This window comes from Streptomyces sp. CB01635, assembly GCF_002803065.1.
Lineage (GTDB): Bacteria > Actinomycetota > Actinomycetes > Streptomycetales > Streptomycetaceae > Streptomyces.
Map to the genome: position 1 here is coordinate 224,021 of NZ_NNBL01000009.1, position 25,505 is coordinate 249,525.

Consider the following 25,505-nt stretch of genomic DNA (forward strand, 5'->3'; position numbering starts at 1 on the left):
ACCATGGTGAGTTTCTCGGTCGGCGGCACGGTCAGTGTCGAGACGACGGGGCGTCCGTTGCGGTTCACCCCGCGTTTCGACCTTCCCGGCCAACAACTGATCATCGCCGGATACGCGGACGCGCGTGAGCGTGAGAAGCAGTTGGCCGACACCTTCGGCAGCATGCAGTGGCTGTGGTCGGAGAACGACTTCCTCCGGTTCGACAGGGACAGTCGGGGGCTATGTAGCGCTACGTTCTTCCTTCCGCTCCGGTCCGCTCCTTACGAGGCAGGACACGGTGCGGCAGCACTGCCGCCGAGCGAGTCGGCCGGGCTGCGGGCAAACGAGCCGTCGGAGTTCGAACTACCGCAGGCGGCTGTGTTCCGCTGCGCCCCGGACGGCGCCGAGTTGGTGTGCCTGCGCGCAGCCGACCTGCTCGCCAGGCAGCCGGACGCCCGGATCGGCATCGCCCCCGACGTGGAACTGCTGGTCCACGACGGCGCATTGACCGGCTGGCGCCTCATCGACCCTGCCCGCTGTCTCACCAGCGGCTTCAGCACGCCGGACACCGATTCCCCGCCCTCCCCGACCACTCGCCGCCATCTCGCCGAGTGTCTGCGTCTTGTCTCCGCGCCCGTCGTCGATTCCGTCATGGAGCAGGACGCGGACGCATGGCGCGACCTGCTCGCACTCCAGCGTGCCGTGCGCGACCAGCACGACGACCGGCGTCGCGCGGATGTCGTGCAAGCCGTGATCGACCGGTTGGTCGACGACAACGAGTAGCGTTTCCGGCGGCAGCCGGGTGTGGCTCCACACACGACTGCCGAGACAGGCGGGCTTACCGATGAGCGCGGCTCCAGATGCACCCGGCACCACTGCGGGTGCCGACAAATCATCCGCCCAGGTGAAGGCATTGATCGCCGATCTCGTGCCGTACTCGCCGGCCGCCCAACTGTCTTCACCTGTACGCGGCAGGACGGCAGGATGACCTGTCATGCTGCTGCGCCTGGCCTACCTCACCGCGACGGCCACCGTTGCGCTCCTGCGCCTGGTGCCTATGAGTGACCGGGAGAAGGGCATCGAAATGCTGGCGCGGCGGCACCAGTTGCTGGTCCTGCAGCGTCAGGTCGGCAAGCCCGCGTTCAACGACACCGACCGCGTCATCCTCGCTGGCCTGCTCCACCGCCTCCCGGGGGAGAAGTTGCGGCACGTCCTGCTGCTGGTGCGCCCGGACACGCTTTTGCGCTGGCACCGCAATCTGCTCAAACGGCGCCACGCCGCGACCTGCGTGCCGAGGCGACGCGGTCGCCCGCCGGCCATCCGTTCGATCCGCGCCCTCGTCCTGCGTATGCCCCGCGAAAACAGCTCGTGGGGGTACCGCCGGATCCATGGTGAACTCGCGGCGCTGGGTATCAAGGTCGCCGCCTCCACCGTTTGGGAGATCCTTCGTGAGCACGGCATCCCACCCGCCCCGGAGAGGGAAGGCACGACCTGGTCCGACTTCCTGCGCAGCCAGGCCGACGCGCTTCTGGCCTGCGACTTCTTCGAGGCCCGCACCCTGGCCGGGGCGCGGTTGTACGTCTTTGCAGTGATCGAGCACTCCACCCGCCGCATCCGCGTTCTCGGCGCCACCGCGCACCCCACCGCACAGTGGGTCGTGCAGCTCGGGCGTAACCTCGTTATGGACCTGGAGGACGCGAGGAGCAGGGCCAGGTTCCTGATCCGTGACCGTGACTCGAAGTTCACACAGGCCTTCGACGGTGTGCTGGCCGACGCCGGGCTGAAGGTCGTCACCAGCGGCATCCGGATGCCGCGGATGAACTCCATCATGGAGCGTTGGATACAAACCTGCCGGCGCGAGCTGCTGGACCGCACGTTGATCTGGAACCACAGCCACCTGCTCCACGCGCTGCGCGAGTTCGAATCCTTCTACAACGGGCACCGGCCACACCGGGCCTTGGATCAGGCCGCCCCGCTCCGCTCACTACCCGAACCGATCATCGAACCAGGGGAGATCGAGGACCTACAGGTCTATCGACGAGAGCGACTCGGCGGAACGCTGCATCAGTACCAACATGCGGCTTGAACAGGCCGGATGATTAATCGGCACCCGCAAAGTTGTGCACTCCGTTGAGTGCCGTTGCTCACAAATGGCAACGCAGCAACTGCCGTTCAACAGCTCTCTCCAGCCCTTCGAGGCTGCCAAGCACAGGTGGTGACTCATCGATGGCAGTGGAGTTGCTCTACGGGCGCGTAATGCCCCTGACAAGCGGGCAGGAAGAACATCTCTCCCAACACCCACCAACGGCAACCGCTCCGCGAAGCCGAATGGCGCCGACCACCGATCTACAGCCGAACTACAGGGTATTCGCCGCCCGCGCACGCAACTGCCGAACGGTACGCGCTCGCGGTTACCCACCCCAATAATTCGACCGCCTGCCGTCAGCCTCGTCAGCGCTGCCCGGCACCATCCACGACGTCCGCGCAGCCCGTGAACACGGCATCGCTGATGCCCTCGCCGAGGTCGGCATCAAGTGCTGGGTCGACCAGGGTTACCGGGGGCCGGCGGCACGGTCCGTGTCCCGTACTGGAGCCGCAGCGAAACCCTCTCCCCAGGGCAAAAGGCAGGGAACCAGCCCCACGCGAAAGCCGAGCCCTCGTCGAGAGGCTGTCGCCACCCTCAGGACCTGAGGCTCCTCCGCAAACTGCGGGGCTCAACCACCCGGATCACCAAACCCGTCCACGCCGTCTTCACCCTTTGACTGACCAGCTCAGAGCGAGGGTGGAAAACACCCACTGTCGGCGCCGGCGACCGTGGTTTACGGTGCTCAGGTTGCGGCCCGTTGCACCTCACGTCAGCATCGTAAGGAGGGCTTTGGGCCCGCACTGTCGCTGCCCCGAGTGACCGCTGATGGCACCCTGCCACTTTCTAGACTAGACGGCTGTCTTCAATTCAGATGGCCGGATATTCGCTCCAGCGAAACGAGCAGTGGCGATCGGTTTCAGTTGTTGCGTCACCTTCAGGGCCAAGCCGATGCGCATGTCACCGGGGGTGGGCGTCTCCACGAAAGCAGGGGACGTCTCAATACGTCAAGGATGCGTGTACAGGAGTGGGCGCATGGCGAGTGAATGGATATCGTGCGAAAACTGCGGCAGTCGACAACGGAAATCGCCCGCGGTAACCACGTGCGCTCGCTGCGGTGTTCGATTCGATCCCGCGGATTCGTGTGACGATATCGTGGACCCACCACCACCCCCACTCCCTCCACCGCCTCCTCCACCGCCTCCACCACCGCCTCCTCCTCCGCCGCCTCCCCCGAAATTGGAAAGCGGGATTGTGGAGGGGACAGTCCGTGATGTCCAGACCCGAACGCAGCACGGGGGGAAGGACTCGGCAAGCGTGTTCGTCATGAATTTCCGGGTCGAGGAATACGACGATTCCATCGATCGGGTGAGACTCGTGCCGATCGAGATGAAGGGGCTCATATTTGAAGGCTCTGTGGCCAATGGTGACCGGGTTCGCGCGAGTGGCCGGATGCGGTCCGGGACGCTGCGCGTGAAGAAGCTGCATAACCTGACGACCGGCGCGGACGTCTCCGCCAAGTCCTATTCGAAAATCGGGTGCGCCGTCTTCCTGGTCTTCGTTGTGTGCATGGTCATCTTCATAATCGTGACATCACGTATCCAACCGTGAGGCTCGACGAAAGGCCGACCGCGGGGCTACTGACCCCACCCGCGTGCCGTAGCGGTTGTGCGGCAGTTTCCGCGGTCACTGCCGTCGATGAGGGAACGGCACCCGCAAATCCACCATGGTGTACTCGGTGGCGTCCTGGGGCAGTACGACTGCCAGCGGCGCGTAGTGATAGTCGATGCCCTGTGGTCGTTTCGGCTGAGGTCGACCATTGAGCCCTTTGGGCCACTCGACGTCACCGGTTACGACCCGGACCGGAATCGTCCAGTAGTCACCGCGGCGGTACTGTGGGGCTCGCTCGACGTCTCCCTCGAAGCGGACTTCGACGCCGTCCTCGAGCACAAGCCAGGTGCCCTCCCTGATCTGCTGGGTACCCTCGCTGTCCACACCCGTATAGGTGTCACCGTCTCTCTGCTCCCTCCCTGCCGTCCCGTGGTCCCAGCGGCGAAGCAGCGGGTGACGTCCGGGAACCGTTCCGGCGTCCGGCTGGTAGGGATCCTGGGCCGGCTCGTGGTCGAGGGCGACCTTGCGCCTGGCGTGGTCAATCGCCTTGATGGTGTAGAGACGGGGGCATTCCTCCTCCCACGCGTCGGCGGCGGCGCGGCAGATGGAAGCGTCATCGACGATCTCGACCACGTCGTCGATTTCGAGCCCCAGTTTGTCGTCCCGGCCTAGCGTCTCCAGCTCGATCGACGCACCGCTGACCGCCCTGATCGGCAGGATCACCGAGCCGTTTTCCCGGGACCACTTGAATGTCGCGGTCTCAGCGTTTCCGCCCCGGTGCACCTCGACTCGGTAGAGCTGATTCTCCGGCCCGCGATATCCGGACTGGGGCGGCACGTCACAAGGCGCGCTGTTGCCTTCGGGGTTGCGGACGCGGGCGGAGAGCAGTGGGCGAGGCCTGAACCTTCGACCGATCTGGTCGCGCAGGAACTGCGGTGCGGTCTTCATGTCGGGAATGAAGGATTCAGAGTCCAGATCCATCCAGCACAACTGCCAGACCACCCGGGTCCGTACCGTCGTGTCCGGGCCGTGCAGCCCCAGAGCGACCTCGCGAATGCGGGGCGCTTCCACAGCCGTGACCATGCGCTCCCAGACCCGCAGGTAGACCATGAAAGGACTGGTCGGGAGCTGGTCACGCTCCCGCCCTCGGTCGAGGTGCCCGTCCGGCTGGCTCCAGTAGTCGGTCCCATCACATTCGCACAGGATTCCATCCACGTAGATCCGGCCCGGCGTCACGGTGAAGTTGCCTCCGTCGAACGTGTCGACGCAGAACCCACCAGGGCTGTGACCGGGACCGGAAGGAAACGCGACCGGCCCGAGCAGGTCGGCGGCCAGGGTGCGCATGTAGTGCAGCAGGATCGCTGTCTGCTCGTTGATCTCGGAGTCGAGCTGTACCCGGCCCTGCTGGGAAAGGACGGCCGAGAAACGCTGGGCCGGGTCGAAGGTGACCCGGGAGAAGTCTCCCTGCATGCGTTTGTGCTCCCTGACTGAACGACGGTGTGCATGGCGGATGGTGACGGCTAGTGAGTTCTTGGCCCACTCGGGCGATGCGCTCATGTGGCGAAGAAGACTCCCGCGTTGCACCCGGCCGGGGTGTATTCGGCGAGGCGGGCACGCAGGTTGTCCTGACGCTGCGGACGGAACAGATCGTGCAGCGCGCCGGGTTCCGACCCGTCGTCCGCTCCGCGCCGGATCTCCTCAGCGCATGCGTCGGTGAGTCGGACGTAGTCGGGTGTGCCGTACCGCGTGCCGGCGAACTTCAGCGCGACGCGGTCCGGGTCGCCCGAGTGCTCGGGCTGGCAATACAAACGGCGCGGAGTACGGGAGCCGGGCGGCAGCCAGCAAAAACGCACACTGCCTTTTGTCTGCTGGGCGATCTGGACGTCGCCGTCCAGCAGACAGTTCTCCACCATGTCGACGGCGCGCGTGCGTACCGAGCCGATGACGGTGGTACGCCGTGCCGTGAGGAGGGCGTGAGCGTACCGACCGTCCGGACCGGTCAGCGCCGCGAGCTCCGGGTGGGTGGCGTCGAGCACGCTGTCGGTGAGGAAGATCCGGTTGGGTTCGGCCGCGGCCTCGTCCCGGCTGACGACGACGGTGCCGAGAATGCTGTGCTCGATCTCGACGCAGACCGGCGTGCCGATCAGCTCCAGGCTTGCCTCCTCGGGCGACCGCGGCAAGCCATGCGCGCCGAGGTCCCAGCCGGGCACGAACGTGCAGTGCCGGACGATGAGTTGTCCCACCTTGCCCCGGACCTGGACGCTGCCCCCGGTCACCATGAGACCGTCGAGAACGATGCGCGGCAGGTTCCCTTCGCGCGGCCCGGTGCCGGTGATCCGCAAGGAGGCGGGGCCGTTCTCGGTCCGGTCAGGCAGTGCGAGCACCGGTCGTGAACCGTCCTCGGCGCGCAGGGTGAGACGGTCTTCCGGCTCGAGAAGGATGTTCTTGAGGTCACGATGGACGTCGTTCCCGGTGATTTCGATGATCGCTTCGGGACTGTGCGGCCTTTCGGAGCGCCACCGCTCAATCGCATCGGTGATCCTGTGGTGTTCCTCGCGCGGACCGACCCGGTAGCGAACGACGGTTGGGCCCACCGTGTTCCCCGGACGGGGGTACTCACCGCCGCCGAAGTCACTCGGAAACGCATGGTGGTAGGTCACCCGGACGCCTCGCTCCAGGTCCGTCTGCTCGGGAAACCTGATGCGTCCGAGAACCGGGTCGAGAGCCACCTGTCCGGCGCGTGGGGAGTAGCTCCAATCGGACAGGTCTGCGGACACGATGCGGTCGAGGGCCGCGACATCAAGGTCGGGGTGTGGTCCGGTCCATACGCACACGCTCTTGAGCGGGCCGTAGTAGTCGTAGAGCCGCTCGGTCAGAGCTCTGCGCCGGATGGGCGCCGGGACATTCATCTCGTCCGCGACGTGGCAGGCCGACGGTTCAGGAACCGGCTTGGTGAACAGCTCGGTGTCGTTTCCGAGAATGCTGAAGGTGTAGCACGACCGGGCCCGGTCCACACAGAGCGCCGGGGCCATGGTCACCGGGTGGGCCCGCAGTCGCCACACGTGGAGGCCGACACCAGGGATGTTGTACTGGCCGACGCGGCGTGAGGAGTCGGCGCGGGGTACTTCGACGGTGTGAGCCAGCTCGTCGAACGGCCCGTCGATCCGGTCCAGGGTGTCGATTCGGCGCAGGTCGACCAGGCCACCGCGGCGCAGTCGCCGCCGTGCGTCGTAATCCTCGGTGGTGTACCGCCGGATCGGCTGGGTGACGGCGAGCAGACGGCGGCACTCCACCGCCCGGCTGGGCCAGTCCGCGACATCGGCGGCCAGGTCTTCGAGCAGGGCGAGGGTGCCCTTGCGCCGGCGGTTGGCGACTGTGTTCGCGACCTCCCTGCGGGGCGCGGCTGCGGCGAGCAGCCCGTACGCAGGCGAAGAGTTGTCGGAGAGCGCGGCGGTCGTCCCGGGCAGTATGCGGTAGCGAACGAGGTCGCCGATGTACGGCACCACCCAGTCCTCGCAGGTCTCGATGAACCAGTTGTCGTAGAGCTGCTCGATGTCGTCCTGGACGACACGGGCCTGAGCGGCGATGACCGAGAGCAGTTCGTACAGCTTGCTGCCGTGCTCCGCGTCGAGCCGTCGGTGGACGGCGGGCAACAGCGCGTACACCTGGTCGGGAGTCATGGGATCCTCCGCAGGACGAGAGTCTCGGGCAGCGACGGATCGAGGAGTACGAGCTGGGCAGGGCGGAGGGCCCGCCGCACCACCATCGCGGTGCCGGGAGTTCGAGGGACGCCGTCGGGATTCAGCAGAGCCAGCTGCTCTTCCGTGAGTCCGTTGGCGGCGGCCACCGAGGCGCTCGTTTCCTCGGGGGCCGGAGTGTAGAGGGTCTCGCGGTACCCCGCCGGGTGGCCTGGCACGCAGGGGGAGGCCGTGAGTTCCCGCGCGAACCGGATGACGCCGGCCGCGTCGACATCGTCCCCCACACCGCCGAAGGCGTCGACATCCACGAAGTCGACCCCGGGGACTGCCTGCGCGGCCGCGATGGCGGCGCTCAGGAAGACGGGCTGGGCGAGCTCTGCCGCGGCGAAACCCAACCGGTCCAGCAGGGCGTCCCGGACGGCCTGTTCGACCACGTCCCGCGAATGGTCCGGCAACGTGCGGACACCGAGCGACAGTACAAGCCGTACCCGTTCGCAGACCTCCACGCGCACCGGCAACGCCGGATCCCCGTACCGGCTGAGAGCCGACTGAAGAGCTTCCAGGAGCAGTGAGCGGGCATCGAGGGGGGCGTTGTCTGCGGCGTCGACGGTCACGTGCACGAACTGACGAGCGCCGACGGGGCAGCGGCGCGCGACGGCTTTGCCGATGCCGGCGAAGGCCAGAGCGAAGTCCTCATAGTCACGGACCGACACCAGTCGGTCGAGGGCGCTGAGCCGCAAAGGGATACTACGGCGGGCCTCTTCCCGGCCGTCGGCATCCGTGCCTCCGGTGGCGGGCAGCGGATTGGTGACTCCGCTGACCCCAAGGGGCCGGCTGACCACGTGATTGACCTGTCCGGCCGCGACATTGCCCGGGGTACCTCCACCGATGCGGTAGTGAGCCGTGACGTTCTCCACACCGGTCGGAAGCCGGGACCCATGGCGTCCGTCGCCGAACTCGACCGCTGTTCCGCCGTCGATGCCGACGCGCAGACGGTAGGCAAGAGTGGCCGGGTCGGCCTCGTTCAGATCGGCGATCCGGGGCCATTCCACACCGGAAACCCGGACGGTCAGGGTTTCTCTCGCGCCGTCGGGCGTGCGTGCGGGAAGCCAGGTGAGAGGGCCCTGACGCAGCGGGAAGACCTGCCCCGCCTGCGTGGCGTCTCCGCTGCCGAGAATCTCGTTCCGGGTCTCACCCGCGGTCGCGAACACGACGTTGCCATGAATGACCACGGTGTCTCGGCGGTACCGGTAGGCAAGTTCCGTGGTCAAGGCGAGCGTGCTGCGTACGCCGTGGCCGAAAGGGGTGTCGTCGAGTCCTTGATGTACTCCGCCGAGCATGACGAGTTCAGTGCCCTGGACTCCGGAGACATTCGGGATGTCGGTGCGTTCCCCGGAGACGATCAGCCAGCGACCGGGAGTGAGTCCCTCGTAGGCACCGGCGAGTTCGATCGCGTCGCCGGCGACCACGGACGTATCCGGAGGATCGGCGAGGGCAAGCGTCTCGCCGGCGGCCCAGACGGTGGTTGCGCGTCGGGCGGAGAGGTCGCCGGGATCGTCGGTCCACGGCTCAGCAAGCCGCAGACGGGTCACCCGTGCGGCATAGTGCTCGTCGGCCACGGCCAGTTGAGTGACGTCGGTGACCTGAATGATCCGAGTCTTCGTATGGCCGTCCGTCCGGCGCACGGCAATCCAGGTGCCAGGCAGGATCGTGTCGTACACCGAGTCCAACAGGAGAACTCTCCCGTCGTCGGTGGATTCGTCCGGGCCGGGCGGGTCGGTGGAATCCACCGACCTGAGCAGCCTTCTGACGCTTGCCACGTCAGGGATCGTCGCACCGAGGGGAGCTGCTTTCACGCGGAAGCACTGCACGCCGGGCGGGTCGGCGGCGCTGACCGAGACGGTACCGAGGGCGCGGTAGAGCGTTTCGGCGAGGTGGGGACTCTTCGCGGTGAGCAGACGTGACATGGCATCAGAGTCCGGGCCGAAGAGTTCGGTGACAGGGGTGGCCATTTCACTGGGGTTGCGAGGAGGCCGGGACGGGGGGCGCTCCAGCCCGTGCAGAACTTGACGGCCGAGGCTCAGGGGATTTACGGAGGGTTCCCCGTCAGAGCTGCTCGGAGGGCGCTTCCCGGCGGTACCCGTGGGCGGGCCTGTGACGGCCCCGGCGGCAGTTCTGACAGCCGCGACCCGAGCGGTCACCTTGTCGAGCAGTTCGGCAGCGTGCGCCGCGTCGGCCTGCGCCCCGGAGAGGCGCTCGCGGAACGCTTGCAGTTTGTCGTCGAGTGTTTCCGCCAGTGCATCCGGATCACGGAGGATGTCACCGGCGTGCAGGACTTCGCGCAACACTCTCAGGAAGTCCTCGAACGGTTTGGACGGCTGCGGCTTCCGTACGGCCTTGTCCACGTCCTCGCGAAAGGCCTGTACCTCGCGCTTCAACTGGTGGGCCGGACCTGGCGCTTTGAGCAGTACGGTGCTCCGCCTGCGATACGGGTCCAGTCGAGTGCTCTCCACGAGACGAGTGACGTTCCGGCTGGGATCGCCGAACGTGAAGAGCAGACGGTCACCGGCGCCGAGGTTGGGCTGGACGCCGTCGAGTTCGAGCGACGGCATGATCTCGGCGGCATCGGGATCGATAGAAGGGGGAACGGTCCCACGGACCGGAAGCTGGTTCCATTCGGCGCGGGCGCTGAGTTCCTCCGAGGTCTCGAAGACCTGGGGCAGCCCACCGGGCGGTGGAGCGCTTTTCACCTGCGAGCCGGCCGGGATGGTGCAGCGAGTGCCTGCGTCGAGGGTGTAGGCGAGGAAGGTGCCGGCCGCGAGCGGTGGGCGAGGCCGGTGGCCGACCAGCCGTCCGAGCCTGACCAGAGACTCCTGCTCGGTCGCGGTGCGCAGGTATCCCTCGTTGACGATCCGTTCCTGATAGAAGGTCAGGATGTCGGCGATCAGTGCCCAGCCCTCCATGAGGGCGATGGAAGGATCGTCGGGTTCACGTGTGGTCAGCCCGGCGAGTGACGAGTGATCGGTGCTGGACAAGCCAGCGAGCATCGACGTCAGGAACTGGTCGTAGATACCCGCGCGGTACTGCAGCGCCGGCAGGGCGGGCCGGTTCCAGATCCTTGCCGGCGTGGTCGACCGGGTACCGGGGCAGCTGCCGCAACGGCAGGCCGACGGGCTCATCGCCCTCCTCGCAGGTCCAGGGTCAGCCAGCCGTTCTCCGGCCGGGTGGAGTCGCCGTCGAGTCGCGCGATCTCCAGGGGACGCAGCCTCAACACGCCAGAGGGCGGGACATCCGGGCCGGGGCTCGCCCCGCCGTCAGTGAATCGGTGGAGCCGGCGCAGCCGCGTCACCTCGGCGTGCCGGACCCCGGGGACCCCGGCCACCGCGGCGACCAGCGCACTCGCCCGTACCGGTGTGCCGAAGGTGAGGACGCCGGGATCGAAAAAGCCCAGTCCACCCCCGGGTTGCGGGCCGGGCCGCAGCGCCCGCAGCAGGGCCTGGCGGACGTGACCGGCGAGGTGATCGGGGTCGACGAACACGGTGAGGGCCACGTCGAGGGGTACCTGAAGTGCGGGCCCGGTGACCACGTCATGGCCGATGCGGCGAAATCTGTGCAGGGCCAGCCTCACGTCCTCGGACAGCCTGTGCGGCAGATCAGATGTGCCCTCAGCGTCGAGCGCCACGTCCGCCTCGTACCAGCTGCCCGTCCAGCGGAGGGCGGCGGCGGCCCGCTGCACTCCCGGGTGCCCGACGGCGAGCGTCTCGTAGTCCTCGGCCGTGACAGCCCTGACCAGCCTGCGAAATGGCTCCCGAGGTGCGGCCAGCCGTACTTGCGCGACGGGTTCGGGGTCGGTTCCACCCGCCGCCGGCAATGGATTGCGAACGCGGATGACGCCGTCCAACAGGGTGGAACGGGAACGGGACGCGATCCGGTTGATGGCTTCGCTGCCGACGTTGCCGGACCGGCCGTTGCCGGTGCGATAGGAGGCCAGGAGTCGCTGTCCCGGAAGCGGTGCGGCTCCGGTACGGCCGTCTCCGAACCTGACACTGAGCCGCCCCTCCTCATCGCTCTCGCCCACCACGTGGCGGTCGCGAGGGCCGCTGGCCAGCAGGTCGCGGCGTGGTGTCCAGGCGTCGCCACCGCTGTCGGTGCCCTCGGCCCAGATCCGTACGGCGGGGACAGCCTCGCGCGGGTCCGGACGCAAGCCGGCGCACGCCGGGCCGTGCAGTGCGGGGTTGTCCGGGTCGATCAACCCCGCGGCATCCTCGCCCCAGGTCTGCGTGAGTTCCCACCCGATGTCGGCGCGGTCGAGCACGTAGCCGGATCGGGCCCGCCCGGCCAGTGCCTCGAGTCGGCGCAGTTTGGGATACAGGTACTCGTCGAAACGTGAGAGGAGGGAAGCCAGGTCGAACCGGGAACTCCGGTCGTCGCGCATCCTGGTGAGGAGGCCCGCCTCGAACAGTGTTTCCAGGAAGTCGCGGTCGGCGGCGGACAGCGTCGCACCGGAGCGGTGCATGTCCCTCAGCCGGGCACGGGCACGGGCGGCCAGACGGGACAGCTGTCGGCTCTGCCCCACGGAGACGTCCGCCGGGCGCGGATAGGGCGCGGACCAGGTGACCTGTGTACCGCACAGCGTGGACATGAAGCGACGGTTGGTACGAGGTGGGACCGACCCGGGGCAGGTCTGCTCGGGGCTGCGTTCGGCGGGTCCTTCGACCGTTTCGGGGAGGCCGTCGGGCCCCCAGCTGTTTTCGATGCCGTGCTCGACGAGAATGGTGTTCCCCCGCGCCACGACGGTCTTCGGGCCGCGGCTGTGTCCCCTGCGGGTGGTGACGCGCAAGGGGAAAGCGAGTGCGTCCTCGTCGGCCCATTCGACATCGAGCACCTTGGTGTCGTAGAGCACGTCGATGCTCTCTGTGACCCGGGTGAGGCGGACGGCCTGCCGGTGAGTGGGATCGCGATCCGCCATACTTCCGGTCCACGGGTCCGCGATCTCCTCGAACACGAGCACATCGCCGGGGGCGAGCAGCAGCGGGCGGTCCCTTCCCTTGTGACGGGGCCGCTGGTCCAGAAGCGTGGCCCGGGTGGTGCCGGCGGGCAGGCAGTGGTCCTGATCGCCCCAGGTCCACAGGTCGATGCTGTTGTGCTCGGGGCGGAGGACGATGTCCCGCCGTTCCAGTGGCCGGTAGACGGGGTGGCGGCCGTCCGTCAGCAGCTCGGCCGGGAGTACGGCGCCCGTCTGCGGGATACGGCCCGGCGGGAAGGCGGTGAAGGCGAGGTCGTCCGGCCGCAGCTTCAGCTGTTCGCTGGTCTCGACGCACACGAAGGTACGGGCCGCGCAGCCGTCGTGCATCGGATAGTCCACCAGGCGGGCATGGCGTCGTACCGAGGTACGCAGCCGTGCCGTGTCGAAGTACGCCTCGGTCGCCACGGCGTCTTGCTGGTAACTGAGCTGGTCACCGATGTGGGCGAGGAGTTCGACGAGGGTGACGCCGAGATCGGGTGCGTGCCGCTCGGTCCACTCCGGCATGGTGAGGGCTAGTCGTTCGAACAGCAGACGGCGGAAACTCGCGTAGTCCTTGGCGAGGTAGTCGATGGCCGGTGCCGGGTGGGTCGGCAGCAGACCGGTGCCGTCGGCCGGCGCCGGAGCCTCGGGGTCGGCTTGTCGGAACGAGAATTCGAAACTGTCGTAGCAGCGGTCGAAGCCCTGCCCGAGTGCGCGAAGCCGGTAGACGAACCCGTCACCCGGCCGGTCGAGTTCCATGGTCAGGCAGTTCGCCGGGTCGGCCATGCTGGTGACGGAGACGATGCGGATGCCATTGCCCCGCCGTCCGCCATCGACACGGAAGCTGTGCCGGTCCAGCCGCTCGGGGAGCCTACCGAAGAATAGGACGGTGAGACTGCGTCGGCCGGCGTCGACCGAGACACTCTCGATGCCGGCCAGCCCGGCAGCCCGCACCGCGGCGCGTCGCTGCTCGTCGTCACGGAGCGGATGGGCGCTCAAGACGCTGTCCCGCCGCGCATGAGCACGCTGTGACTCTCCCCGGTGGCTGTCAGAACGTAGTTCACGGAAACGGTCAGGGCCGACTCTTCAGCTCTGACCGTCAGGGACTCCACGGTGAGCAGGTCTCCCAGCCAGCGCTGCAGCGCGGCCTGCGCGGTCATCTCGACGGCCGCAGCGAGTTCCGGGCCGTTCTGGGCGAACACCAGGTCGAGCAGACCGCAGCCGAAGTCTGGCCGGTTCACCCGTTCACCGGGGGTGGTGAAGAGCACCTGCTCGACCATGTCGCGGACATGGTCGGCGTGTGGGGTCGTCGCCGTGCGACCGCTCGCGTCGACGTTGAAAGGGAAGTCGATGTGCATCGCGCTCATGTCCCCCGCACCCGAAGCTGCATAGCCTGGACCATGGGCGGGCTGGGCGGTGTGCCGACCCCGACGCCCGCGCCGAAGCTCGGGGGCGGTGTCGGCTGGAGCAGCACCGGCAGTCGGTTGACCAGTACCCGGGTGGACATCTGGGTCCACCGAATACTCGTACAGGGCGGCGCCCCCAGGGAGGCCGCCGGGAAAGCGCAGCCGAGGACGACGAAGGTGTCCGCCGTCGTGGCGACGGGTTGTGAGCCGACGAGGACCCGCTGTTGGGCCGGTGCCGGAGGGTTCGCGGACCCTTGGTGGGCGCACGTCATGGTGGCACCGCTGTGGAGAATCAGTCCGGGCATCTTGTCCTCCTCACAGCACTGTCAGGGCGTCGCCGTTGATGTGCACCCCTGTTCCGTCGAGCACGATGCTGGCGCGCCCGGGACCGCACGAGATCTCGATGGACATCTCGTTCATCTTGATGAACGGCCCGCCGACGCCATGGAGCTGCAGGGTGATGGCACTGCCACCGGCCGGCCCGCTCTGGTCACTGATGACCAGAGCGTTCTGGGAGGGGGTGGCGAGCACGATCTGCGGGACCCCCGGCGGGGTGGACTTCGCCGCAGGCGGCACATCGCCCGCGCCGCCTCGCCAGAAGCCGGTCCATACCGCCCTGTTGGGGTCGCCGTCGAGGAACTGCAGCCATACCCCGGAGTTCTGCAGCGGCACGACGTACATGCCGCTGGCCGTCCCCGCCATGGGAGACAGCGGCGAAGCCCAGATGCACGGGTCGTCCCCGAGAACATCCGGTACCCGAACCAGCAGCCGACCCATGTCGCTGGTGTCCACGTTGGACACCACCACGCCCTGATACAGGCCGTGCCATTTCTTCACGGACTGAGCCGTCATGGGACCACCACCGGCATGTTGGAGACGAGAGCGTCTCGGGTGAGGGTGAAGCTCTGCTTGTACGCACCGCGGGCGATGTCGTGGGTGACACTGCGCACGTAGTAGAGGCCGTCGTAGGTCAGGCCCGCGCCGCGTACCCCCACCAGGTTGCGGGCACTGAGCACGTGTCCGTAGCGCAGGACGTCGAGTTTGCCCTGACCGGTGACGGCGTCGGCGGACTGGGCTCTGCGGCTCAGTCCCCACAGCAGGGTCTCTGCGAGTGACCGGCCGGTCTGTCCGGTCAGTGGTTCCTCGCGCAGAGCCGGGGCCGGCCGCAGGGCAAGGGGCGGGTGGAGCAGGCTGACGTCGGGTACCGGCACGGTCTGTTGGGTCTTGGCGATGGGTTCGACGAACCGAGCCGTGTACTGGGTGTGCGACAGTCCGTCGAAGCTGAAGCTCAGCGATTCGACGTTGTCCGCCGTCCCGGAGTCGACCGTGAGCGCCGGCTGGGGCAGACCTGCGCGGACCTCCGGGCCCCAATAGGCGATGCTCACTCCCGGGGCGGGGCCGGGTTCGATGAAGAACACGTAGCCGACCTCGTCGGCCAGCGCGCGGAGATAGGCCAGGTCGGTGGCGGACTGGACCGGGACCTCGACGGCCGGGTTCGGAAGGCTGCTGATTGCCGGCGGGACAGCCAGCGGGACGATTCCGTACTGTGCGTATCCGGCGCACACCAGCATCACGCGCAGATGATGCGGCAGCCCCGGGTAGCAGCGTTCGACGTGCCGGAGGTCCATGAGCAGCGACAGGTCCTCACCGGTCAATGTGAGGGTCGAGCTGCCCGGGGCCTTACCGGGGTTTATCTCCTGACGGGTGATCACTCCGTCCATGAGGACATGTGGCACTCCGGCGACCACGGCCACCACGACCACCCGGGTCTTGGGGTCCAGTAGCCCCGTGGGCAGCATCACCTCGGTCAGGGGCGACCGCTTGCTCACGGCGAAGGCCAGCTGGAAACCACTCGCCGAACCACTGGACGAGGTGACCTGCACGGACTGCAGGGCATCGACGAGAACGGCGGGAGCGGGCACCGGCACCACTTTGCCCATGAGGAGCATGAGTTGGAGGCTGCGCGTCATGACGTTGCCGGGGTCGTCGCCATGGTCAGGCTCCCGGGCACACCTGCAAGAAGAGCGATCCGCAGTCGACGACCGGGCACCGCCGTGAGGTCTTCGGGCCTCATCGCCCCGTTGGCATCAGCGATCCTCCACGCCTGCTCCGGGTCGCCGTACTGTCTGGCCGCGATCCGGTCCAGTCGGTCGCCGGGTGCGACGACCTGCACGCCGACGGACGTGAGATCCCCAGGCTGCGGCAGGAAGCGACGCCGTACGTACGTGACGGTCCGTCCGTCAGGTGTCGTCAGGGTCGTTGTGGCGATGCCGTGATACCGGCTGGTGGGGTCGAACATTCCTGCCTCTCGAGGTCGTCCCGTCGCACTCAGATCCCGGTGTAGCCGACCGCTCCCGGGCCGTATCCGATCAGTGCCGCGAACCGCTCCTTGCTCTGCTGGTAACGGATGTAGAGGGCGCCCGCCTTGTGGGAGAAGCCGACGTCGTCGACGGTGAGGACGCGGACGGACATACCGACCTTGGCTCTGATGGGATTCAGTTCTCCGTCGTAGGCCTCTTCCGTGATGGTGAAGTCCGTGATGCGCACGGGAAGGACCCGGCGCCGACCGAGCACCAGCACCATCAGGGGAGCTTCCACCGGGGCGATCTGGAGCATTCCCTGGGACGCCATGTCATTCTCATGCGCCAGCTGCGCGCTGCTCGGACAGACCGCCGTCTCCAACGCGGACAATGCCCCGAACAGCCCAGCACTTGCCGTGGGCGCAGCACCGGTCACCAGCTGCAGCTGATCTGCCGCATCGAACTCCGCGTCGATCTTGAACGTTTCATGCGGCGGTCCCTTCAGCCGCAACGCTTCCAGACGGTCCCCTGCCTCGCCCCCGATGCCCTGCGGCTGGAGCGTGCGTGTGAGCGTGTCGGGGTTGTACTGAAACGGCGCCACTCGCAGGACACGCCCCTGCTCTGGGTCGAGAAAGACAAAGCCTCCGCGGGGCGGGGTGGGGGTGCTCACGAGGGACAACCTGCTCTCCGGTGTCGTGCTGGTATCGGGTGCAGCGTGGAACAGGAGCCCGGTTTTACCGACCGTCCGCGACAGCTGTATTCGGCGCGGCTTCATGGGGACGGCTCTGGTCTGAGGTCGGCGAGGCAGGCTGATCGTTCGCTCGGACAGCTCGTTCCTTCATCCCGTTCCCCCCTAGCGGCAACCGCAGGCTGCTGTGGACCGCGCGGGCGATATGGCGTCCGAAGGCGGCCGAATCCGCTGCGGCGGCAATCGTTGGCGGGGTGGCGCGGTGTAGCTGCTGGTCCTGGCGGGGGGCGACCGGGTCGCGGGACAGCAGGTCACCGAGCTCGGATTCCAGGGCCGTACGAAGAGCAGCAGGGTCGCCGGGAGCGATGCCGTCGAAGACCAGTCGTCCGATGTGCAGCTCGATTCTCATGATGTCACCCCCGTCGAGCCGTCCCAGACGAAGTCGCCTTCGGACAGTGGCATTTCCACCTTGCGCAGTTCCGTCCGGGCGGCCGTCAGGACCGCCGCCATCCCGATCGTCGTTCCCTCCGCGGCGGCGGCGAAGGCGGCGTTGAGCGCGATGTTGCGGATCATTCCGCCGCTCAGCGGCAGCCCGGCGAGGTGGTCCAGGTCGAGGGCGTCGACGGGGGCTGATCCCGGGAAGACCCGTGCCCACATCTCGCGGCGTTGCGTGGTGTCGGGGAAGGCGAAGGGGACGATGAACCGCAGCCGTCGCAGGAAAGCGGTGTCCAGGGACCGGCGCAAGTTCGTGGCGAGGATCGCCAGGCCCTGGTACGCCTCCATTCGCTGCAGCAGATAGCTGACCTCGATGTTGGCGTACCGGTCGTGGGAGTCCTTGACCTGGCTGCGCTTGCCGAACAGCGCGTCCGCCTCGTCGAAGAAGAGGATGGCACCGCCTGGCTCGGCGGCGTCGAACAGCCGGCGCAGGTTCTTCTCCGTCTCGCCGATGTACTTGCTCACGGCCGCCGAGAGATCGACGCGATACAGGTCGAGGCTCAGATGCCCGGCCAGGACCTCGGCGGCCATCGTCTTGCCGGTACCGCTCGGACCGGTGAACAGGGCGCTGATGCCCAGTCCCCGGTTGTGCGTCTCCGCGAATCCCCAGTTCTGATAGACCGTGCAGCGCTGCGCCACCTGATCGCCGATCTGCCGCAGCAGGGCGGCCTCCTGGGCGGGCAGCACGATGTCGTCCCAGGTGGCCTTCGGCTCCAGACGCTGGGCCAGGGCGCCCAGGCGCGGCCGGGTGCGGGCCAGACACGTGCGCCAGGCGATGTCGGGGTCGCTGCCCGACGCCGTCGCGATCTCCTGGATCGCGGACAGGCCCAGCGCGAACTGGCCGGCCAGCCGGTCCGCGTCCTTCGGCGGGAACGCTGTCCTCCAGATGGAGGCACGTTCAGCGACCGGAGGCGGTGCGATGTCCACCCCGGACGTCGGAGCCGGTACGTCGGGCCGCAACTCCCGGGTCGCGACGAAGCACGGGCCGCCGCTCCGCTGCAGGAAGCGCCCGACCAACCGGTCGCCTGCGCCGTCTGCCCCGCCTACGAGCTCGGTGTCGTCCGCATCGAGGTAGAGGGCGAACGGGAGCAGCAGGGCCTCCCGCTGCCAGAGCCTCGCGATGCTCTCGAGTTCCGCCGTCGGCTCGGGAAGCAGCCCCGCCGGCAGCCTGTACAGCAGCAGACCCAGCTGGGCGGCGGACTGCGCGGCCACCGACTGTTTGCTCTCCCGGTCGGCGCCGAGAAGCTGGATGACAGGCAGCCGACCCCCGGCCCAGGAGGGTGTGTGCCGCCAGCACTCCGTGATCTCCTCCTCTGCGGAGTGGTGGGACGGCGCAAGATCGGTTGGCGCGGCGTGCGACTCCACGGCTGTCAGGAAGGGTTCGAGGCGGTCGTCGAGGTAGTCCAGTCCCTTGACGTGGTTCACGATCCGCTCGTCGGCGCGCAGCGGGCTGGTCACCAGGGGCTGTTCGGCCGTCCGGTTGATCTCCACGAGCTGCCAGAAGCGCAGCCCGCGGTACGGCGACATGACGTCCCAGGCGGGGTCCGGGAAGAGGGACAGGGCCAGGGCGAAGGTCGGACCGGACGCCAGGGGGCGGCCCTGGGCCTGGGCGCACAGGTCAGCGACCGAGGGGTCCAGCTCCTGGGCGACGCAGAGCAGCAGCGTGTGCAGTTCGAAGGAGGAGAGCCCGAGAAGACCGCCGAGACTGATCAGGGCGGGGGGAGGCTGGGCCTCCGCCGCGTGTTCCATGTCCTTCTCAGCAGCCTTGAGTTCTTCCTCGGTGACGGTCGTGACGGGGGGCCCGGATCGCGTCTCGATGTGCGCGCGGAGCGCCAGCCGTAGCCATTCGAGCGCGGCCGACAGAAACCGGCTGTTGTCCGCCTGCCAGCTGTCCTCGCGGTCCTGCGTCGACTTGGAGTTCGGTGCCCACAGGGGACCGGCCGGGGTCTCGGGCCCGGAGGCGGAAGCGGTCGTCATGTCACCACCACCGCTGTGTCGACCGCGAATTGCGGCTGCGCGGAGTTGGCATCCAGCAGAGGGCTGTCCACACCGTCGACCCGCAGTCGCAGCGCGTACCGACCGGGCCGCACGTCGGCCATCCGGAAGTGGAGCGTACGGGTGGCCTGATCGAACTGATCTGCTGGTACCGGCAATTCCCCGACAAGCAGTTCGACGCGCTGATCGGGGTGCACCGAGGATTGACACGTCACCGTGAGCAACGCTGTGCCTCGGGCATCACGCGCGACGGGCAACGGCAGGCTGCTCGTGATCCTCGGGGCGATGCTCACCGGCAGGGCCTTGGTGATCTGTTCCCTTCCGTCAGCCGCCGTGAGTACCAGCGTCGCCGACCAGGTGCCGGCGGCGAGATCGTCGGGGAGGTGGGCACGGACCTCGGTGCCGCCGACGTTCCGGACGTCCTGGACAAGGCGATTGCCGTGCAAGGGGTGAGTGAGGCGGAGCGACGGGACACCGGAGTCCAGTTGGTTCCCTGTGAGGACCAGGTCGTCCCCGGGCAGCATGACCGGCACGGTGATCGCCTCCAGGGCCGGCCAACGGTCGGCGGCGCTGGCTGCGGCCTCAAGACCTCTGCCGTCCTCGCCACGGCGTACGACCGGCAGGGGGGCCCGCCCCTGCAGCGTGCTGTCGATCAGCACTACGCGAGCCTCGTAGGCGACCGAAGTGCGGTACTGGCTCTGGAACGCGGTCCACAGCTTGGAGTTGTCTTCGACGCCGAGAGGGACGTGAGTGATTCTCACCCGCTCACTCTGCTGGTGGAGGTTGCTGAAGAGAGCGGCGGACTTGAGGTCGGCCGGACTGAGTTCGGGGTGGTCGTGCAAGGCCGACATCGCGACGCCGAGGATGCGGTCGGCGGCCGAAGCCCCCGCGTCCCCGCTCGCGTACGGGGTGACCAGGTAGTGCAGGACCAGAGGGAGCATGGGGTGGCGGGTCTCACCGGGGCGCATGCCGTCAGGGTCGGCGTTGAGCCACCCACCGTCGATCGATGTCCGGTAGAGAAAGATGTTGAGCCCGGCGGAGGGACGCTCCACGAACGCCTCGTCAGGGGGAAGAGCGGTCACCATGATTCCGGGCACCATGCGGCCCACCGCGCCCTGCAGGATGGCGCGGAGCGTCTCCGTCACGGCGGCTACCGCGAAGGCGTCGCTCACGACCGCCCCCGCAGGTACTCATCGAGACTGAGCTGTGGCCGCCGGGGAGACGAGCGGGGTGCGGCAGCGGGTGGTGGGGTGGCTCGGACCTCGAGCCGGTCGATGGTGATGCGTACGACCGGTTCGGCGGCCTTGGCTGTGCCAGGCGCCCGCCCCTCCCTGGGCGGTGCCGTGGCGGCAAGGGGAGTGACCGCGGGCCGTACAGAGTGGGAGGTGTGGGCACGGTCGCCTGATGGGCCAGGCTGGGCTGCCGGAGCGAAAGGCATACCGCTGCGTACAGGGAGGTCGGCTTCGGGCGCCTCTGTGGCAGGTGGTGAAACTCGCTCATCGCCGGGCGCAGGTCCGTCGCTCTGGGCGGAGGCCGCTGCTTGTTGTGTATGGGCCACCCGCGCCTCGGCCCGCACGACGAAGTGAGAGCCGTCTCCGCCCTGCAGGCCGTCTACGGACGCCCGTTTCGGCGTCGGTGACGAGCGGTTCTTTGGCTCTGCGACGACCTTGCGGTCCCCAGTGTCGGCCGCACCTGGCGTGGTGGCCGCTCCCGGAGGGACGGTCGGTCTGGTGGGCGTGCCCGACGCAAGGGAGGTCGTCGGTCTCGTGGGGATGCCCGGCGCAAGGGTGGCGGACGGCCCGGGTGGGGCATCCGAGCCCGGCTCGATCGATGCTGCCGGCGCGAGGGGGAATCGTGGGCGGGGCCTGGCTCCGGGTCCCGGGTTGTTGTCCGGCGTCAGTCCGGTGTCGGGCTGTGGGGCCGGTCCGCGCCGCGGGGCGATGTCGGCCCAAGGGGGGTCGGTGTGCATGCCAGGGCCCGGGAGGGACTCGCTCATGTCTGTTGTCCTGGGCGCTGCCCGGGGCAGCAGTCGGCCAGGGGTCGCACCGGCTGCTGTCGCCGTCCGTGGTCCCTGCTCTGCTTCTGGAGCCGTCCTCGGTTCAGGCTCCTGATCCGGCAGTGATTCCGTCGCAGGTTCGTGCCGGAGGTGTGGCGCTGGTCCCGGCGCCGACAGCGTGGAGGCACGTGGTTCCTGGACGGCAGGCGCCGGGGGGCGCTGTTCCACAAACGCAGGAGGAACGGGATCGCCGTCCGTCTGCAGGCGTGGTGCCGCCGCGTCGAACACGTTCGGCAGCAGCGGCCGCAGCCTTGGTCCCGGCTCCCCCAGCAGCCGGCCGACGAAGTCGCTCATCCGGCCGTCGCCGCCAGGTAGAACCGGCGCCGGGCCGGGCTTACAGCGAGGACTTCGGACTCCGACCATCCGTACACACAGGCGAGCGTGTGCACTTCATGGAGGAGGCGACGCGCATACCCCTCGACCTCCGCCCACAGATAGTCGGCGACGTCGAGCGCCGCAGTCCAGGCGTGGCGGCAGTACGGACAGGTGATCGGGAGGACTGTGTCGGCGCCCGGATCGAGGTCAGCGAGGCGCTGCGCCACTGTTTCGAGGACCCCTTGCGGCAGGTCGTCAGTTGCGGGGGTCGTGTCGACCACACAGCGGTTGAGCAACGTACGCCGGGCTTCGGAGGAAGCGGGGTCGACAGCCAGCAGGTCTCGTCCGGTGAGTGCGCGGTACGTGACCTCGTACCCCTCGGCCAGCAACGTGGCTGGATCACGCCTCGGGCCCGGAACGTTCCGTCGCCCCGGTGCTCGCAGTTCGTCCGTGGTGACCGAGACTTCGAGAGGCTCGTCGCAGTTCGGGCAATCGGCAGCGCAAGGCAAAGCCGCACCGAAGGATCCCTCGCGCAGGTCGAGCAGCAGCGCGTTCAGGTCGGCAAGGGTGAGATCGGCGACTGCTTCGCCGGGCGCTGCCGCTGCCGCGGCGAGCAGGAGAGCGCGGGCAGGCGCTGCCTGCCCGTCTCCGGTCTCCCACACACTGAGCAATTGGACCTCGGTGAGTTCCGGCCTCATCGGGTCACCCCGAGGCCGTGTCACTGAACTGCGGCTGCTGCGGCGGGTTCGTGCGCTCCCGTACCCAACCGTGGTGCTCCAGCTTGATGTGCTCGAAGGCGACGCCGTTGGCGTTGGCATCGAGATCCGGCAGACCCTGGTACTCCGAGACCCAGCAGTCGTGGACGGAGTACGAGAGCACCTGCTGACCGGCCTCGTCGAACACGTCGATGATCAGGTCGCGGCGAAAGTCCTTGAGGGAGGTCTCCAGGCCCCCCGCCGAGTTCCGCAGGCTCCACACTCGGTTGGCCCACTCCTCGAACGCCGTGTCGATGGTGCAGCCGCGCTCCAGCGTGATGGCCTCGTATTCGGTTCGGCCGGGAAGTTTGTGACTGCTCCCCGGATCGCCGCCGTCACGGTGCTTGATGACTTCGGTGGTCCGCTTCAGCCCGCTGACTTTGCTGATTCCCGCGATGTACTCGGTGGATCCGCTGAACTTCACCCGGAACCGGAAGTTCTTGAAGGGGTCCCGGCGCGTGATTTCCGGCATCAGCCGTCCTCCTAGACCTGGATCTGCCCGGCGAGCTGTTGAATATGGACGATCACGAATTCAGCCGGCTTCAGCGGGGCGAAGCCGACCTGGACGTTGACGATCCCGCGGTCGATGTCGTTCTGCGGATTGTTCTCCCGGTCGCACTTGACCAGATACGCCTCCTGAGGTGTCCGTCCCTGGAAGGCACCCGCACGGAACAGCGAGTTCATGAACGCCCCGACGTTCAGTCGGATCGACGCCCACAGCGGCTCGTCGTTGGGCTCGAACACCACCCACTGGGTCCCACGGAAGAGGCTCTCCTCAACGAACAGGGCAAGCCGGCGGACCGGCAGGTACTTCCATTCGTCGGCGAGACGGTCCGCTCCCCGCATGGTGCGCGCACCCCAGGCCACCGGCCCCACGGCCGGCAGTCGGCGCAGGCAGTTGATGCCAAGCGGGTTGAGCCGGCCGTTCTCCAGGTCGGTGAGCGGCACCTCCAACTCGCTGACGCCATTGAGCGAGGCGTCCGTGCCCGCCGCGGCCTTCCACACGCCGCGTTGCACGTCCGTCCGCGCGAGAACGCCGGCCATGACGCCGCAGGGTGGGAAGGGCCTGGTCGCGCCCTGGCGCAGGGGATCCGGCGCGATGATCCGCGGGAAGTACAGTGCGGCGTTTTTCGTCGAGTCCCCGGAGGGGAGGCTCGGCGCGACGTTGTTCGTTACGACGTCGAGGGAAAGGGCGGAGCCCCCTGCTTCTGGGATCCATTCCAACGGTGGATCCACCAGGAGGATGGCACGCCGAGCGACGCAGAGCTCGAGTGCCCTGTCCTGAAGTGCTTTCACCGCGTCCTGGCTGCCGAGATGGTCATAACAGCCAGGCAGGCAGAGCAGATTGAAGATGTCTGTCTTGAGCAGGTGGTAGAGACCTGTCTTGTCGTTCTCTGCGTGCAGATAACTGTCCAGCGTAGGCATGGCGTCGACAGGGGGGCTGCCTTGGGGTGGGGCGGTGAAGCACTCGCGTACCTTGCCCTCGTCCGACTTCTCGGGGTCGGCGAAGGGGTCGGCGCCGGGCGTTTCCGGTTCGTCGTTCTCGGGGGGCAACCCCACGACGGGATTTTCCGGGTCTACCTTGACCAGCCGGGACGTGGCAAGCACGTGTGCGAGGCTCCGCGGGCTGTCACTGTCGATGCTGACGTTGAGATATCGCTCCTCAGCGCCGGTTCCGGTGTCGCGGATGGTCAGGTTGTACAGTTTGCGTTTGCTGAGGGGCAGCTTCGGGTCTTCGGACGTGTCGTGGTCGACCCGAGCGCGAAGATTCAGGGCCCAGGAACCGGGGCTGACGGCCAGGAGGCCGGGAGTCTTGCGTGAGCGAGCAGCTGCCGGGGGCTCAGGAGCCCCGTCTCCGGGATCGGGCTCTCCGGCGGGAGCAGGGGAGGCGGGGGCGCCGCCAGCTGCCCGCTGGGAGCGACCGATGGGAAGCGCCACGGGAACGGCTTCGCCCACCACCCTGACGATCTCGGCTTCGCTGCCGCCGTTCATATAGAACTGGTAGACGGCGTAGCTCAAAGGACTGTCCGAGTGCAGGCCGCCAAAAACGTTCTCGTAGTCCGCCCAGCCGGTGATGTGCACTGGTCGGTCCACCGGCCCCCGGGGCGCGTATCCGACGAACGCGGCGATAGCGGTCGGGACTCCAGTGATGGTCCGGACAGCGCTCTTGACCTCATCGATATAGACGCCGGGATAAGTGGTGTTCACAGGCATGGAAGCCTCTTTCTCCAGCCCGGATACGTCACCTCCCGGGACATTTGCCGACGAGTCTCCGGCTAGCCGGGGTGGCCGCGCAGGCGCAAACATTGAATGACACTGTTCGAAGGTCCTTTCCGCAGCGTATGCGGGCTGTGCGGCGAGAGGTCCGCAGGAGAGAGGCCTCTGCTTCGATGGAGTGATGCCTTTTGGTCTGATCAGCCGATCCACCGACTGCGGCGCCTGTCCTTGGCCGCCTCCTGGACGCCGGGCCGCCTCCGCTGGTGACATCTCGGTCCGGCCAGTCTGCACGGTGTCGATCACGCCGCGCCGTGGCGTCGCCGGACGGCGCGCACTGTGTCTGCGACTGACCCACCATGAAAGCTGTGGCCCATGCCCTCAAGGTGGACGAGTGCCTCGACCGCCATGTCACGTGAATCCGGATGCTCGCCTCAACCCGGCCGGCGGGGACAAAGCGACGCGTCTTCGCCCAACCGACCGCCGGGCCCTCCCGGCGATGCGGCACCACCGAACCCCGCTTCGGCGCCACCCGGGGCGCATCCGGGCAGGCTACCGCCTCCTGCGAGCCCGTCTCCTGCGTCTGGGACAGCACCTGGCTCACCATCTCCCGCGCGGTCACCAGGCGTTCCACCTCCCGCTCGGCGTCCTCGAGCTCGGAGCGCAGCCGCTCGGCCCGTTCCCGTGCTGACACTTCCCTCGCCTCCAACAACCCCAGTACCGACGCCACCGGCCACCCCCGAACGAGAAAGAAGACGGACAAGCCATCACTTCCTGGCCCGGTCGAAAGGCACTCCCACCAGCAGAAACTCAGCCACCAAGTTCGGAACGACAACAGGCACTTAGACCGTGTCCTACATGGCGAGTTGGGGTAGGCGCCCTCTATGGGTAGTGGGCAATGGGAC

Annotated in this window: 18 protein-coding genes and 1 pseudogene; 4 read left to right on the forward strand and 15 right to left on the reverse strand. The window is 67.9% G+C overall.

Going from position 1 to position 25,505, the window contains the following annotated elements:
• The first annotated feature begins 3 nt into the window (after nucleotides 1-3).
• The 4 genes and pseudogenes from CG723_RS24145 to CG723_RS46995 all read left to right on the forward strand — a co-directional run bounded on the left by CG723_RS24145 (nucleotide 4) and on the right by CG723_RS46995 (nucleotide 3,673).
• Nucleotides 4-762: a hypothetical protein gene (locus CG723_RS24145; RefSeq protein WP_234374482.1), complete on the forward strand. Its 759-nt coding sequence runs from the start codon at nucleotides 4-6 to the stop codon at nucleotides 760-762.
• Nucleotides 763-973: 211 nt separating this feature from the next.
• Complete coding sequence (locus CG723_RS24150; RefSeq protein WP_100595546.1) at nucleotides 974-2,065, forward strand: integrase core domain-containing protein; 1,092 nt, start codon at nucleotides 974-976, stop codon at nucleotides 2,063-2,065.
• A gap of 347 nt (nucleotides 2,066-2,412) precedes the next feature.
• Nucleotides 2,413-2,741 (forward strand): annotated as a pseudogene (locus tag CG723_RS47815) (transposase family protein); the annotation flags it as partial.
• Between the two features lie 638 nt (nucleotides 2,742-3,379).
• Nucleotides 3,380-3,673, forward strand: a complete 294-nt coding sequence (locus CG723_RS46995) for a hypothetical protein (RefSeq protein ID WP_199841870.1) — start codon at nucleotides 3,380-3,382, stop codon at nucleotides 3,671-3,673.
• A 75-nt stretch (nucleotides 3,674-3,748) separates the two neighbouring features.
• Here CG723_RS46995 and CG723_RS24160 read toward each other — a convergent pair whose 3' ends face one another.
• The 15 genes from CG723_RS24160 to CG723_RS24230 form a co-directional block, all read right to left on the reverse strand.
• Nucleotides 3,749-5,230 carry a DUF6519 domain-containing protein gene (locus CG723_RS24160; protein ID WP_159032539.1) on the reverse strand — a complete coding sequence of 494 codons (1,482 nt, stop codon included), beginning with the start codon at nucleotides 5,228-5,230 and terminating at the stop codon, nucleotides 3,749-3,751.
• The gene (locus CG723_RS24165; protein ID WP_100595548.1) at nucleotides 5,227-7,353 is read right to left on the reverse strand and encodes a hypothetical protein; all 2,127 of its coding nucleotides are present in this window, start codon (nucleotides 7,351-7,353) and stop codon (nucleotides 5,227-5,229) included. Before CG723_RS24165 ends, CG723_RS24160 begins: the two co-directional genes overlap by 4 nt.
• Nucleotides 7,350-10,406: a putative baseplate assembly protein gene (locus tag CG723_RS24170; protein WP_159032540.1), complete on the reverse strand. Its 3,057-nt coding sequence runs from the start codon at nucleotides 10,404-10,406 to the stop codon at nucleotides 7,350-7,352. Before CG723_RS24170 ends, CG723_RS24165 begins: the two co-directional genes overlap by 4 nt.
• Before the next feature lie 140 nt (nucleotides 10,407-10,546).
• Entirely contained in the window at nucleotides 10,547-13,375 is a 2,829-nt protein-coding gene (locus tag CG723_RS24175; protein ID WP_100595550.1) for a putative baseplate assembly protein, read from the reverse strand.
• On the reverse strand, nucleotides 13,372-13,743 hold the full coding sequence (locus CG723_RS24180; RefSeq protein ID WP_199841871.1) for a GPW/gp25 family protein: 372 nt from the start codon (nucleotides 13,741-13,743) through the stop codon (nucleotides 13,372-13,374). Before CG723_RS24180 ends, CG723_RS24175 begins: the two co-directional genes overlap by 4 nt.
• On the reverse strand, nucleotides 13,740-14,087 hold the full coding sequence (locus CG723_RS24185; RefSeq protein WP_100595552.1) for a hypothetical protein: 348 nt from the start codon (nucleotides 14,085-14,087) through the stop codon (nucleotides 13,740-13,742). The genes CG723_RS24180 and CG723_RS24185 overlap by 4 nt, the downstream gene beginning before the upstream one ends.
• Before the next feature lie 10 nt (nucleotides 14,088-14,097).
• Entirely contained in the window at nucleotides 14,098-14,634 is a 537-nt protein-coding gene (locus CG723_RS24190) for a phage baseplate assembly protein V (protein WP_100595553.1), read from the reverse strand.
• Complete coding sequence (locus CG723_RS24195) at nucleotides 14,631-15,752, reverse strand: hypothetical protein (protein WP_100595554.1); 1,122 nt, start codon at nucleotides 15,750-15,752, stop codon at nucleotides 14,631-14,633. The genes CG723_RS24190 and CG723_RS24195 overlap by 4 nt, the downstream gene beginning before the upstream one ends.
• Nucleotides 15,753-16,110: 358 nt before the next feature.
• Nucleotides 16,111-16,752: a hypothetical protein gene (locus CG723_RS24205; RefSeq protein ID WP_234374483.1), complete on the reverse strand. Its 642-nt coding sequence runs from the start codon at nucleotides 16,750-16,752 to the stop codon at nucleotides 16,111-16,113.
• Nucleotides 16,753-16,816: 64 nt separating this feature from the next.
• Complete coding sequence (locus CG723_RS47000) at nucleotides 16,817-17,179, reverse strand: hypothetical protein (RefSeq protein ID WP_199841878.1); 363 nt, start codon at nucleotides 17,177-17,179, stop codon at nucleotides 16,817-16,819.
• Entirely contained in the window at nucleotides 17,176-19,242 is a 2,067-nt protein-coding gene (locus tag CG723_RS24210) for an ATP-binding protein (protein ID WP_100595557.1), read from the reverse strand. The genes CG723_RS47000 and CG723_RS24210 overlap by 4 nt, the downstream gene beginning before the upstream one ends.
• A complete protein-coding gene (locus tag CG723_RS24215; protein ID WP_100595558.1) occupies nucleotides 19,239-20,432 on the reverse strand; it encodes a DUF4255 domain-containing protein in 1,194 nt (397 codons plus the stop codon). The genes CG723_RS24210 and CG723_RS24215 overlap by 4 nt, the downstream gene beginning before the upstream one ends.
• A gap of 1,174 nt (nucleotides 20,433-21,606) precedes the next feature.
• On the reverse strand, nucleotides 21,607-22,329 hold the full coding sequence (locus CG723_RS46410; RefSeq protein WP_159032541.1) for a hypothetical protein: 723 nt from the start codon (nucleotides 22,327-22,329) through the stop codon (nucleotides 21,607-21,609).
• 4 nt (nucleotides 22,330-22,333) lie between these two features.
• Nucleotides 22,334-22,858: a phage tail protein gene (locus CG723_RS24225; RefSeq protein ID WP_100595560.1), complete on the reverse strand. Its 525-nt coding sequence runs from the start codon at nucleotides 22,856-22,858 to the stop codon at nucleotides 22,334-22,336.
• An 11-nt stretch (nucleotides 22,859-22,869) separates the two neighbouring features.
• Nucleotides 22,870-24,600, reverse strand: a complete 1,731-nt coding sequence (locus CG723_RS24230; protein ID WP_100595561.1) for a phage tail sheath family protein — start codon at nucleotides 24,598-24,600, stop codon at nucleotides 22,870-22,872.
• Nucleotides 24,601-25,505: the final 905 nt, after the last annotated feature.